This is a genomic window from Candidatus Poriferisodalis sp. (genome assembly GCF_965204195.1).
Classification (GTDB): Bacteria; Actinomycetota; Acidimicrobiia; order Acidimicrobiales; family Poriferisodalaceae; genus Poriferisodalis.
The window spans coordinates 2,338,157-2,350,501 of sequence record NZ_OZ241975.1 but is presented as its reverse complement, the minus strand read 5'-3'; the positions used below and the strand labels follow the sequence as shown (position 1 = coordinate 2,350,501).

Here is a 12,345-nt window from a genome sequence, read left to right as displayed (position 1 = left end):
AACGGGCGGCAGTGTGGTCACCTGGGCCGGAGCGTCTCGCCGGAGGGCTCTAGCTGCGGATATGTGCTGGTCGCACCGGTGCGCGGGAGTGCTAGAACCGCACCCGTGCCGATGTTCGCTGGGTCAGAGGGGTCGATTCACTACGAGCGATGGGTCCCCGACGGCCCGGCGCGCTGTATTGCGGTGCTGGTGCACGGCTACGCCGAATACGCGGCCCGTTATGGCCACCTAGCCGAGCGGTTGATGGCCGATGGCGCGGTGATCTACGGCGAGGATCACATGGGGCACGGTCGCAGCGACGGCGAGCGGGCGCTCATCACCGACTTCGAGCATGTGGTCGATGACCTGCGGACGCTGGTCGACATCGCGCAGGCCGAGCATCCGGGGCTGCCGGTGGTGATGATCGGGCATTCGATGGGCGGGCTGCTCACTTCGAGATTCGCCCAGGAATACCCCGACGACATCGCCGGCATCGTCCTGCTTGGCGCCGTGATCGGCGACTGGAACTGGGCCCGGGAGGTTTTGGCGCAGCCAGAGTTGCCCCCCGCCACGACCGATTTCTCGGGCATGTCCCGCGACATCGCCGCAGTCGAGGCCTACGCCACCGATCCGCTCATCTACCGGGGCCGGTACAAGCGGCCCTTGCTCGAAGCCGAGGTCATCGCCTTGGACCGATTCCAGGCCCAGGTCAGCGCCCTCACGATGGGGGTGCTGTTCTGCCACGGCACCGACGATCCCTTTGTCGACTACCGCACCTCGCTCGAGGCGGTGCAGTCGATGCCCAGCAACGACAAAACCGTCCGCCTCTACGAGGGCGCCCGCCACGAACTGGTGAACGAGACGAACCGAGACGAGGTGATCGATGAGATCGCCTCATTCGTTGCCCGGGTCACCGCATAGACGCTGTGTCGAGCCTTCAAGCCGGCGCAACCGGTCTCGGTAGAATGTGCTGATGGGCGAGCGACTCGCCGAGACTCACGAATTGGTGTCGGCCCGCCTGAATGACGCCGGGCAGCTGTACACCAAGGGTCGGCGAGAACTTGTGGAGCTTCTCGTTCGCGCCGCTCGGCCGGCGACCATCCCCGAGATGCTCGAGCTCCGACCTCGCCTCACCCAGAGCTCGCTGTACCGCAACATGGCCGACCTCGAGAGTGTCGGCATCGTCCGGCGTGTTGTCGGGATCGATGACCCGACTCGCTACGAGTTCTCCGAGGACATCATCGGCCGCCACCACCACACCATCTGCACCGTGTGCGGCACGGTCGACGACTTCTTCATGCCCGCTGCGGACGAACGCAGCCTCCAGACATCACTCGACAATGCGCTGGACACCAGCGGGTTCCAGCCGAACACTCACCGGCTCGACGTCTTCGGCATCTGCCCCGACTGCACTTGACTTGCGGATGAAGACCTTCGACTGAAGGACCGGAGGCGGCGGTTGCGTGGCGCCGTCGACAAGCCATTCGCACACCGCATCAGTGAGCGCTGCGTCGTTGATGCCGCCAAGCCACATCGATGTCCCGTCGCTGCGGCGGACGATCACGACGTTGGAGTAGGCGCACTCGTCCACGCAGTCCACCACGCGAGTTCGAGCGACGGCCGAGATCGCGGCGAGCTGCCCGTCGTGATCGGTCTCGGGGTGCTTTCGCTCGGTTCCGCAGCAACAGCCGCGGCAGACCTGCACACGTACGGAAGCACCCGAAGCCCAGCCGTTCGGCGTGGCGTTCATCGCTCGCTGCCCATCACGTCGAGAGAGGGCCGAACGCGAAGTGGGAGTGCGGCCCATCGGCCAGTCGTCGCACCTCGATGCCGTAGACGGGTCCGAGCACCTCGCTTTGCAGCACGTCGTCGGGCCGGCCCTGCTGCACCACGCTGCCGTGGTCGAGCAGGGCGAGATGATCGCAGTAGCGGCTGGCCAGGTTGAGGTCGTGCAGCACGACGATGCTGTCGATCTGGAGGTGCCGGACCAGCGCGAGCACCTCGTGCTGGTAGCGCACATCGAGATGGTTCGTGGGTTCGTCGAGCAGGATGACTGGGCTCTGCTGCGCGATGCACCGGGCGATCAGCACCCGTTGGCGTTCCCCGCCTGACAGGTTGTGGATGCTGCGATCGGCGAAGCTCGACATGTCCACCATGTCCAGCCCGTCAAGCACGGCTTTGCGGTCGTCGTCGGTGAAGCCCTGATAGTCGCTGCGATGAACGTGGCGTCCCAAGAGCACGAACTCGCCGACCGAGATATCGATCCCGTCGGCTGAGGTGTCCTGAGTGACGACGGCGACCGCACGGGCAATCGAGCGCTGCGACATCGACCCGATCGCGACGTCGTCGATGAGAACGGCGCCTCTGTGCGGGCGAAGCATGCCGTACAGGCAGCGCAGCAGCGACGACTTGCCGCTGCCGTTGGGCCCGATGAGGCCGACGACCTGCCCGGGGCGCGTGCTGAGCTGCGCTCCGGACAGGACGTCGACGGCGCCGAGCCGTAGGTCGATGCCGGTCGCCGTGATCACGGGTTCGTTATTCGGTGATCTGGTCGCTGAGCTCGGACAGGCCCTTCACCACAAGCGGTGTCGGAGGCTCCGCCCAGTTGAACAGGAGCGGATACACCGCGCCCTGCTCGACTGCAGTGATGCTGCCGGCGCCCGGGAGATCGGTGACCAGTGCGCTGATCTCATCTGGGGTGAGGCCGAAGTCGTCATAGAGCAGCACCAAGATCTCGGGGTTGCGGCCGATGACCTCTTCGATTGAGACCTCGGGCACCCGCTCGCTGAGCTCGGCGAACACGTTGGTCATGCCGAGGGCCTCCATCAGCGGATGCACCATGCCGAGCGAGGAGTAGGCGTAGATGGCGCTGCCGTCGGAGCTGACATACAGCGCAGCAGCGGTCTGGCCGTCGGCAACCGGCGCATCGGCTGCGGAGTTCACGGCGGCCTCCAGCGCGTCGGCGCTCGCGTTGGCGGTCTCGGTGGTGCCGAAGAGCTCTCCGTAGAAGCGGACCTCGTCCAGGATGCTCTCGAACGACGGCGTCGGCGGGTTGTCGCAGAACGGGGGCATCACGTAGAGCTGGATGCCGACGTCGCCGAGCGAGTCGTGGGTGAGGGTGACGGTGTCATAGCCGATGACGATGTCGGGGTCGTGGTCGATGATTGCCTCCACCGATATCTCGACACCGCCAGTCGATGTGTGCTCGGCCACCAACGCCGGGATGTCGTTGAGCAGGGCCAACTCCTCGGCTGTGTAGTACTCCTCCGGGAAGTTCTCGATGCGGGCGATCACCCGGTCCATGGCGCCGGCGGCGAACAGCAGCGAGGGCGCCGCGGCCTCCATCAGCATCACCCGCTCAGGCGGGGCGTCGAGGGTGAATTCCATTTCGCAGTTGGTGAAGGTCAGCGGGAAGCTGTCGTCTTGAGCTGCTGCGGTGGGGGAGTCATCGCTTCCTCCACAGGCCGCAGCCAGAAATCCGACCACGACGAGCAATGCGATCGCTCGACGCCAAGTTGCTAACCGTTTCATAGGGGTTTCCTTGTTCATAGGGGGATTCATTGGGGGGTTTCCTTTCAGGGAGGGGGGCTTGCACGAGCGCGGGCGCGCTCAGGTGTTGTGACTGAGCTTTCGAACGAGCGCGACGAGGACAGGAGCGCCGAGCACGCCGGTGACGACGCCGATGGGCAGCTCGCGGGGCTGCAACACCATGCGAGCCACGACGTCGGCCCAGACCAGCATGAGGGCGCCGAACGCTGCGGATGCCGGGATGAGATGGCGGTGAATCGGGCCGATGATCCGTCGCGCGATGTGAGGTGCCGCGAGACCGACGAATCCGATGCCGCCCGACAGCGACACGGCGAAGCCGACGCACATCGCGACGACGACCACGAGCTGCAGCCGGGTACGCCCCGGATCGACGCCGCTCGACATCGCTGTCTCGTCGCCGAGCGCCAGCAGGTCGAGTCGGCGGCGCCACCAGAACACCAGGATCATGCCGGCCCCCATGCCGAGGTAGCCGATGGGCAGCGTGGACCAGTCGGCGTTCGCGAGCGAGCCGAGTAGCCAGAACATCACCGCCCGGGCGCCGTACTCGCTATGGGCGAAGAGGATGAGCAGGCTGGTGACGGCACTCAGCAGGTAGGCGACGGCCACGCCGGCTACGAGCATCCGCGACGGCGTCATGCGACCGGAGGAACGGGCCAGCGCCAAGACGAGCGCAAGGGCGCCGAGGGCGCCGAAGAACGCCATCAGCGACACCGATTCTCGGCCCAGCCAGGAGCCGACTCCGAACAGGATCGCCGCGGCTGCGCCGGCGGATGCACCCGAGCTCACGCCGAGGATGTACGGCTCGGCCAGCGGGTTGCGCACGAGGGCCTGGAGTGTCACTCCCACGACCCCGAGTGCCGCACCCACGATGGCGCCGAGCAGCACCCGTGGCAGGCGCACTTGCCAGATGATTGCGTCGTCGGTTCGGGCCCAGCTCTCGGCATCGAACAGGCCCATCATGTGGTGCCCGATGATCTTCAGGACCGTCGGGGGCGCTACGCCGACCGGACCGAGCCCGATGGCGACCACCACCGACACAACGGTGAGCGATGTGAGGGCAATGAGGGTGGGCCGGCGACTCCATGCCCAGCCGTCGTGCGACGCAGCCGGGGCGCGACTTGGTGCCTGGAGGAGAGACACGGCGGGGGATCATAACAGGAATAGGAACGATTCCCATTTCGTGCCGGTATGTGGATTTGTTCTGCTCTGCGGCCGCAATGGGGATGGGCGTATGGGAATGGCACTCATTCCCAATCGAGCGGTACCGTTTCGGCGTGACCAGCACCTCCGATGGAACGCAGAACCTCTCGACGCACGCGCTGATCGGCATCGTCACGGTCTCGGACAGGGCCAGCCGCGGCGATTACGAAGACCGGGGCGGACCGGCGATTCGTGACTATCTCGAGCGTGTGATGGCCTCGGAATGGTCTGGGCAGGCTGCGCTCGTTCCCGACGAGCAGGACCAGGTGGCCCAGGCGATCCGGGAGCTGGCGGCAGCGGGATGCTGTCTTATCCTCACCACCGGCGGCACCGGTCCGGCACTGCGCGACGTCACCCCTGAGGCCACCGAGGCAGCCTGTTCCAAGATGCTGCACGGCTTCGGCGAGGCGATGCGCACCGCTTCGCTGAAGGCAGTGCCGACAGCGATCCTGTCCCGCCAGACAGCGGGCATCTGCGACGGCGCCCTGGTGATCAACCTGCCGGGTCAGCCCAAGGCAATCGCAGAGTGCCTCGACGCAGTGTTCGCCGCAGTCCCGTACTGCGTCGACCTCATCGGCGGGCCGTACATCTCGACCAACTCTGAGCACATCGACGCGTTCCGGCCGGCTTCAGCCATCCGACCAGCCGCAGTGGACTAACGGCAGAGACCGCCGACAGCGGGGCATCTCGGCAGGGATCGGCTTCCGATATCCCAGCGGCGGTGTCGTGCGCGGCTGAGAAATAGGGTCGGGTGATGGGTGACGAGCGGGTGATGCACTTGGGCGTGTCCGCCGCCGATCTGGGCGGGGCCACGCTGGCGATCGTGCCGGGCGACCCCGCTCGGGTAGCGAGGATCGCCGAGACGATGGACGAGCCGGCGCACCTGGCCTCTGTCCGGGAGTTCACGACCTATCAGGCGTCGATCGAAGGCCAGCCGGTGGCGGTCTGCTCGACCGGTGTCGGCGGGCCGTCGACCTCGGTCGCGGTCGAGGAGCTGGCCCAGCTCGGCGTGCGGACGTTCCTGCGGGTCGGCACCACCGGTTCCATCCAGCCTGATCTTCGGATCGGTGACCTGGCCATCACCCAGGCGGCGGTCCGCCTCGACGGGGCCAGCAGGCACTTCGCCCCGCTGGAGTATCCGGCTGCGTCCTCGTTCGAGTGCACCCGTGCCCTGGTCGATGCTGCGGTCGCCCTCGACGCCCCTCATCAGGTGGGGATCACGGCCTCGAGCGACACCTTCTATCCCGGCCAGGAGCGCTACGACACGGTGGCCGGCGATGTCGTCGGGTGGCTGCGGGGCAGCCTGGCCGAGTGGCGCCGCATCGGCGTGCTCAACTACGAGATGGAGTCGGCGACGCTGTTCACGATGTGCGCGGCCAACGGCTGGCGGGCTGGGTGCGTCGCCGGGGTGATCGCCCAACGCACCGAGTCCGAGGCCGTCGTCGACGAGGCCCGCATCGCTGCCACCGAGGAGCGGGCTGTCGGCGTGGTCGTCGAGGCCGCCCGCCGTCTGCTTCATCAGAAATCTCACCGAGGTGAACCATGAGCAAGATCAACCGCATCGTCGTTCAGGCCTACACGTATCAGCTCCGCGACGTTGGGCCCACGATCTGGACCCACTCACCGGGGGCAGAGACGAGCGTCTCGAAGTTCATGGTGTCGATCGAGACCGACGACGGTCTCACGGGCAGCTACGCACCCCACTACGGCGCTACGGATCACGCCATGGCGCAGGTCTGCGACATGGCGCCGCTGCTGATCGGCAGGGACCCATCCCAGCGCGAACGGATCTTCGAACTCCTCAAAATCCAGTTCCGGCACTTCGACAAGGTCGGCATCGCAGCGCTTGACACCGCCCTGTGGGACCTCGCCGGCAAGAAGTACGGCGCCTCCATCAGCCAGTTGCTGGGCGGGTACCGGGACCGGTTGCCGACATATGCGAGCACGACTCCGGGCCAGCAGACGCCCGGCGGCCTCGACAGCATCGAGAAGTACGCAGACTTCGCCGAGGAATGCCAGGAGCGCGGATTGCCGGCGTACAAGATTCACGGCTTCTTCGACGGCAGCGTGAGCAACGAGATCGGCATCATGACAGCGGTCCGCGATCGTGTCGGGTCCTCGATGAAGCTGATGAACGACCCCGCATCGTCCTTGGTGTCATTCATGGATGCCGTAGAAGTCGGTCGGGCGTGCGACGACTTGGGATTCTTCTGGTACGAGGACCCCTACCGCGATGCCTCCTCGAGCGCTGCCGCGCACAAGCGCCTGCGAGAGTTCGTACGCACTCCGATGCTCATCGCCGAGCACATCCGGGGATTCGAGCAGAAGGCCGACTTCGTGCTGGCTCGTGGCACCGACATCATGCACATCGATCCCGAGCTGGACGGCGGCATCACCGGCACGATGAAGCTGGCCCACTTCTGCGACGCCATCGGCATGGATGTTCAGCTCCACACGGCCGGCCCGATGCACCGGCACTGCATGTCCGCCATCCCCAACACGCTGTTCTACGAACTCGGACTGGTCAATCCCGACACATCGCAGAACTGCCTGCAGCCGCCGATCTACGCAGACGGTTACGGCGAGGGCCTCGACGATGTGGGTCCCGACGGATGCGTCGCCGTACCCACCGGCCCGGGACTCGGAGTGGAGTACGACTGGGACAAGATCAGCGCTTGGGAAACAGCCAGACGCACCTTCGAGTAACCCGACCCGCCGTTCGTCTCAGCGACTCGGCTGTTGAGAGTGAGGCTTCAGGGGCTCGGTGCCGAGGCTTCGCCCGCCGGGCTCGGGCATGCGGCCGGCGGGAACGTGCTGGAACTCGCGGTTCACCCTGCGGACAGCCGGTGTGATGGCCACGGCGTAGCCGACCAGAGCGAGCAGGACCCGGCGAGCCGGCAGGAGCACAAAGCAGATGGCCCACGCCGCGGCGAAGCCGATGAGTCGTGGCTTCATCGCGGATATGCGAGCGGACGGCTTGTCGTCGGGTCGGCCGAGCGGGAACCGCTTCGGCTTGATGAACCATCCATGGGCGAACAGCTGAGCCACGAAGTACGGCCAGAAGGCCTCTGGGGCGTCGAGTGGGGGATCGGTATCCCATGGGGCGTCGGTGTCGCTGGCTAGCCCGTCTCGGATCCGAGACCACATATGCGACGCGGTGACTCGACCGGAGGCGCCGCCACGGTTCTGGTGAGTCGGGCGACAGTGCCACCGGTACAGCACTCGTCGGTCCTCGTTGAGGGCCAGAAGCCCGGCCTGGAAGATGCCGTTCGGATGCGAAGACCAGTGTCGCTCCAGCACTCCGGTGTCGCCGATGTAGAGATCGAACCGGCCATTCTCACGGCAGTCTTCGAGGATCTCGTGGTGCGGGTCGCCGACCGCTTGATATTCCAGTTCCCATGTGTCCTGTGCTTCGCTCGCGAGACTCTGGGGCTCACTGGTGACGGCGAAGATCTCGCCGCCAGCAGCCCGGATCTCCTCGACGACTCCCGATTTGCCAAAGCCGCGCAACTCGCGGCGGCATGGAGGTCACCACAACCCGCGGTAGAACACCAACACGACGAACTTGTGCTTGTCGAGTTGGGCGTTGAGCCATCCGGCGCGTACCCCGATCGGCGGGTCGAGCAGCGGCGGGATCAGCGGATCGTCGACTTCGGCGGCCGACACTCGGAAGCCTTCGGCTGATCGTTCGATCACCACCTGCTCACGGGCACAGACGTCGCCGTCGCACAGCACCAAGCCCAGTTCGAAGGAACCCGCTTGCGCTCGTGCCACGGTGTCTTCGGCGTCGATGACTCCGGTGATCTCGAAGTGCGCTTCTTGCGTTGCGTTGATCCACTCGAGCGCGGCCTCCGCAGCAGCCTGAAGCTCAGTGGGGGTTTCTTCGCTCACGTTCATGCGTCGCAGTGCCTTGGATTCCTCGAGTCGAATTGGCGTCAGGCCATATCGCTGATCCGCGGCGGTTCGATCCACGGTTGAGCGATCTCCATCCATTCGGTGGCGAGGCGGCCCTGTGTGTGGACGGCGGAGTCTGACAGCGGTCGACGCCGTGTCAGGACCAGGCAGAATTCATAGGCGGTGGCAGATACCCGGTGGGCAGCATCCTCGGGTCCCCAGGCCCAGATGTCTCCCATTGGGCCGGTGAGCTCAACTCGAACTGGATCGACCGGCGGTGTCAATCCTCGATTGACGTAACTGAAGTCGCGGGTGATGACGCCAATGTGTGCAATGTTGCGCAACCGGTCGGTCTGGGGATACTCGACGCCGAAAGTGTCGGCCAGATCGTGGGAATGCGTCCACGTCTCCACCAGCCGGCCAGTCGCCATCGACCGCGCTCCGATCTCCGGACCGACCCAGGCAATGCGATCCTTGGGATCCCGCCGGCGCAGTGCGTCGATCATGTCGGTACGCACCTTGAGGAACCACCGCCACAGATCAGCTCCCAAAAGAGACCGCACTTCTGGGCCGACCATCGAGTTGAGCGATGCCTCACCGCTCGACATTCGGCCCTGAGCGACGGCAAACGACGCCGGATCGGTCAGCGTGAGATGTGCGAGCCAATCTGCAGCGCCGAGGTGCAGGACGGTCTCGTGGCTGTCCCAGCCCTCGGCGACAGTAGGTGCACGCCACTGTTCTTCGTTCAGGTGGCCGACGACGGCGGTCAGGGCCTCAGTCTCGGCTTCGAGATCGTCGCAAATCTGATCCACGACCGAATGCTAGAGCGGCGCTCGGGGCGAAGTCCCTGGTCAGCGTCGACACCAGTTCCCGCCCTGCCGGTGGCCCTAGGTCAGCAACGCGCGCAACTCAGGAGTGATCGTGGCGTGTGCGTTGTGGGATGAGGTTCAGAAGACGGGGAAGACGGTTCCTGTTGAGCGTTCGGCTCGGGTCAGGGCGTAGAGCACGCCCCAGTCGCCGTTGCGATCCCGGGCGATGTTGATGCAGATGTCGATGATGATTGCTGCGCCCTCTGGGTCGGTGGCTGGGCGGGGTTGGCCGATGCTGGCGGCAAGGTCGTCGAGATGGAGGAGAACCTCGATCAGCCTGGTGCAGCAGAAGTCGTCGAGGGTGAGCAGTCGGCCTCCCAGCGCGGCGACGAGACGATCATCGGGTTCCTCGGCCAGTCGTGTTTCGAGGTCGGCGGCCAGTTGGCGGCACTTGGCCACGGTGGCTTCGTGGCCGATGGCCGATTCGGTGGCGGAAACATCTTTGATCTGGTCGTGAATGGGGGAGTCGACCGCGGCGTGGAAGTAGGTGACCGCGGTGAGCAGATCGCCATCTGGGCGCCGGTCGGGCGGGGTGCGGTCGAGGTAGGCGATCGTGGCGCCGGCGGCGCGTACAAGGTGGGCCGAGAGTGCGCCGACCGTCATGCCTTCAAGCGCGGACGGCTGGTCCCACCGCTCGGCGGTGGCGCGGGTGGCGATGAGATCGGCCGCCTTGGCGACAGCTTCGACCACGAGCGCCCGGACGCGGGCCGAGTCGTTCGACGGTTCGGCGGCAGGCGTCATGGGTTGACCTCGAGTCGTTTCATGGATGGTCCGTTGGCGTCGGTGTCGCCCCAGTACTCCGGCAGGCGGAGATAGCCCACTCGGGGCAACTCGACGTTGAGGGCGATGCCTTGATGGGTCTTGAGCCGTTGGATGGTGCGGATGTGGGTGAGCAGCTCGTAGAAAACCATCCACAGCGACCCTTCGAGGTCGTAACGGATGTAGCCGGGCCGGTCCGGGTCGGCGCTCGCTCCCCGAGCGAGGGTGGTGATGACATAGGACCAGAAGTGCGTGCCTCGAATGCTGGTGGTGTCGGCGCGGAGCTGCTCGATGGAGTTCTCGCTCACCACCCGCTCCAGCCAGCCGATGCCGATCTCCATCTTCTCGATGAGATCGGGGACCTCCCAGTAGAGGTCCTCGTCGAGCATCCGGTCGTACTTCATGTCGGGCCCGAGATGGTGGTGCTTCCACACCACCGGTTCGGGCTCGTCGCCATCGGGCCAGAGCAAGTGGGCGCATCTGCGGTGGGTGAACACCAGCGAGTCCCATGCGATGTGGGAGACCTGACGGCGGATCGACCACCACATCCACTCCTTGTCTGGGCTGGCGTCGTCGAAATCGAGTTGATCTGGCGTCAGGCCGTCGACCTCGGCTCGCACCCACCCGACAATGCGGCGGTAGGGCGGCATGGCGCCAACATTCGGATCATCGGGCATCTCGACGATTTCATGGTCGACCACGGTCATCGGGGTTGCCTCCGGGGGTAGGTGGGGTGCAGGTGTCGTTGGCCGGGGCCGAAGAAGTTCTCCCGGAAGGTGGTGCCCTCGTAGCTGGTGCGGAACCGGCCGCGCCGTTGGAGCTCGGGCACGAGATAGTCCACGATCTGCTCGAAACCCCAGGGGACGGGTGCCGTCGTCACGTTGAACCCGTCGACGCCGGTGGTCTCCATGAACTCCTCCAGCTGATCGGCCACGGTGGTGGGCGAACCCACGAATCCCAGCCCGCCGGCGGTGTCCGACAGCCGCCGGGCGACATCGCCGACGGTCCAGACCTTGTCGGGGTCCTCCAGCTTCCAGCGCTCGACCTGGGTGCGGATGGCGTTCGCCTCGATGTCATCGATCGGCGTGTCGGGCGGGTGGCCGCCCACGTCAATGCCCGTCCACCCGCAGAACAGGGCCAGGTAACCGTCGACTGAGAACAGCCGAGACCACGCGTCTCGCATGGCCCGGGCCTCTGCGTCGGTCTCGGCAACCACCACCCGCGCCACCTGTAATGCCTTGATGTGCTCGGGGTCGCGGCCGGCCGCTGCCGCCTGCTCGCGCAGCGACGCCACGACGGCGGCGCCCTTGTCGTTGCCCGGCACCGACATGAACACGACCTCGCCGGTGTTGGCCGCGAACTCGACGCCGCGTGCCGAGTTCCCCGCCTGGTACAGCACCGGCGTGCGCTGAGGCGAAGGCTCGACCATGTGCGGGCCTTCCACCGTGAACCACTCGCCGGCGTGGTCGATCTCGTGCACCTTGGCCGGGTCGGTGAAGGTGTCGGCCTCGACATCGCGAACGATCGCCCCTTCGTCCCAGCTCTGCTCCCACAGCTTCACGCAGACATCGACGTACTCGTCGGCGCGGTCGTACCGGGTGTCGTGGGGGAGGATCTTGCCCAGCCCCTGACGTTCGGCATCGGACAGGTACGACGTCACGATGTTCCAGCCGACACGGCCGCCGGTGAGGTGGTCGAGAGTCGAGAACAGCCGGGCCGTGTGGTACGGGGCGTGGTGGCTGGTGGAGAAAGTCACGGCGAAGCCGAGGTGCTCGGTGCATGCCGCCAGCGCCGGGATCAGCAGCGTGGGGTCGATGCCGGGGATCTGGACCGCGCCGCGCAAGGCAGCCTCGCGGCTCGCTCCGTACACGTCGTAGGTGCCCAGCACGTCGGCGAAGAAGATCCCGTCGAAGTAGCCTCGCTCGAGGGTGCGCACGAGGTCCTGCCACCAGCTCAGCGTCCGGTAGCCCCACGACGTCTCGTCGGCAGGGTGCTTCCACATCCCCTTGATCTGATGATTTGGGGATGCCTGGATGAACGCGCTCAGGTGCATATCGTTCCGGCTTGTCAATCGCGGTTCGTGGGCGGGTGCGCC

The 12,345-nt window shown here is 66.1% G+C and carries 15 protein-coding genes; 5 read left to right on the top strand and 10 right to left on the bottom strand.

Annotated features, from left to right (window positions below):
• The first annotated feature begins 111 nt into the window (after positions 1-111).
• Together ACOGI8_RS10460 and ACOGI8_RS10455 are read left to right on the top strand one after the other, a co-directional pair.
• Complete coding sequence (locus ACOGI8_RS10460; protein WP_419856396.1) at positions 112-900, top strand: alpha/beta hydrolase; 789 nt, start codon at positions 112-114, stop codon at positions 898-900.
• Between the two features lie 52 nt (positions 901-952).
• A complete protein-coding gene (locus tag ACOGI8_RS10455) occupies positions 953-1,396 on the top strand; it encodes a Fur family transcriptional regulator (RefSeq protein ID WP_419853746.1) in 444 nt (147 codons plus the stop codon).
• On the opposite strand, the gene ACOGI8_RS10450 is transcribed toward ACOGI8_RS10455, so the two are convergent.
• The 4 genes from ACOGI8_RS10450 to ACOGI8_RS10435 all read right to left on the bottom strand — a co-directional run bounded on the left by ACOGI8_RS10450 (position 1,310) and on the right by ACOGI8_RS10435 (position 4,668).
• Positions 1,310-1,729 (bottom strand): (2Fe-2S) ferredoxin domain-containing protein, encoded by a 420-nt coding sequence (locus ACOGI8_RS10450; protein ID WP_419853745.1) that lies wholly within the window; start codon positions 1,727-1,729, stop codon positions 1,310-1,312. The two genes, ACOGI8_RS10455 and ACOGI8_RS10450, sit on opposite strands and share 87 nt — an antisense overlap.
• A gap of 13 nt (positions 1,730-1,742) precedes the next feature.
• Entirely contained in the window at positions 1,743-2,507 is a 765-nt protein-coding gene (locus tag ACOGI8_RS10445; RefSeq protein ID WP_419853744.1) for an ABC transporter ATP-binding protein, read from the bottom strand.
• Between the two features lie 7 nt (positions 2,508-2,514).
• Complete coding sequence (locus ACOGI8_RS10440) at positions 2,515-3,510, bottom strand: ABC transporter substrate-binding protein (protein WP_419853743.1); 996 nt, start codon at positions 3,508-3,510, stop codon at positions 2,515-2,517.
• Positions 3,511-3,588: 78 nt separating this feature from the next.
• Entirely contained in the window at positions 3,589-4,668 is a 1,080-nt protein-coding gene (locus ACOGI8_RS10435) for a FecCD family ABC transporter permease (protein ID WP_419853742.1), read from the bottom strand.
• A 134-nt stretch (positions 4,669-4,802) separates the two neighbouring features.
• On the opposite strand from ACOGI8_RS10435, the gene mog reads away from it, so the two are divergent.
• The 3 genes from mog to ACOGI8_RS10420 all read left to right on the top strand — a co-directional run bounded on the left by mog (position 4,803) and on the right by ACOGI8_RS10420 (position 7,434).
• Complete coding sequence (mog, locus tag ACOGI8_RS10430; RefSeq protein WP_419853741.1) at positions 4,803-5,387, top strand: molybdopterin adenylyltransferase; 585 nt, start codon at positions 4,803-4,805, stop codon at positions 5,385-5,387.
• 95 nt (positions 5,388-5,482) lie between these two features.
• A complete protein-coding gene (gene udp / locus ACOGI8_RS10425; RefSeq protein ID WP_419853740.1) occupies positions 5,483-6,274 on the top strand; it encodes a uridine phosphorylase in 792 nt (263 codons plus the stop codon).
• A complete protein-coding gene (locus ACOGI8_RS10420) occupies positions 6,271-7,434 on the top strand; it encodes an enolase C-terminal domain-like protein (RefSeq protein ID WP_419853739.1) in 1,164 nt (387 codons plus the stop codon). Before udp ends, ACOGI8_RS10420 begins: the two co-directional genes overlap by 4 nt.
• Positions 7,435-7,452: 18 nt before the next feature.
• On the opposite strand, the gene ACOGI8_RS10415 is transcribed toward ACOGI8_RS10420, so the two are convergent.
• The 6 genes from ACOGI8_RS10415 to ACOGI8_RS10390 all read right to left on the bottom strand — a co-directional run bounded on the left by ACOGI8_RS10415 (position 7,453) and on the right by ACOGI8_RS10390 (position 12,303).
• The gene (locus ACOGI8_RS10415; protein WP_419853738.1) at positions 7,453-8,238 is read right to left on the bottom strand and encodes a hypothetical protein; all 786 of its coding nucleotides are present in this window, start codon (positions 8,236-8,238) and stop codon (positions 7,453-7,455) included.
• Between the two features lie 18 nt (positions 8,239-8,256).
• The gene (locus ACOGI8_RS10410; RefSeq protein ID WP_419853737.1) at positions 8,257-8,619 is read right to left on the bottom strand and encodes a hypothetical protein; all 363 of its coding nucleotides are present in this window, start codon (positions 8,617-8,619) and stop codon (positions 8,257-8,259) included.
• 44 nt (positions 8,620-8,663) lie between these two features.
• Positions 8,664-9,434, bottom strand: coding sequence for a TIGR03084 family metal-binding protein (locus tag ACOGI8_RS10405; RefSeq protein WP_419853736.1), 771 nt, complete (start codon positions 9,432-9,434; stop codon positions 8,664-8,666).
• A gap of 135 nt (positions 9,435-9,569) precedes the next feature.
• Entirely contained in the window at positions 9,570-10,232 is a 663-nt protein-coding gene (locus tag ACOGI8_RS10400) for a maleylpyruvate isomerase N-terminal domain-containing protein (RefSeq protein WP_419853735.1), read from the bottom strand.
• On the bottom strand, positions 10,229-10,957 hold the full coding sequence (locus ACOGI8_RS10395; RefSeq protein ID WP_419853734.1) for a hypothetical protein: 729 nt from the start codon (positions 10,955-10,957) through the stop codon (positions 10,229-10,231). The genes ACOGI8_RS10400 and ACOGI8_RS10395 overlap by 4 nt, the downstream gene beginning before the upstream one ends.
• On the bottom strand, positions 10,954-12,303 hold the full coding sequence (locus ACOGI8_RS10390; RefSeq protein ID WP_419853733.1) for an LLM class flavin-dependent oxidoreductase: 1,350 nt from the start codon (positions 12,301-12,303) through the stop codon (positions 10,954-10,956). The genes ACOGI8_RS10395 and ACOGI8_RS10390 overlap by 4 nt, the downstream gene beginning before the upstream one ends.
• Between the last annotated feature and the right edge of the window lie 42 nt (positions 12,304-12,345).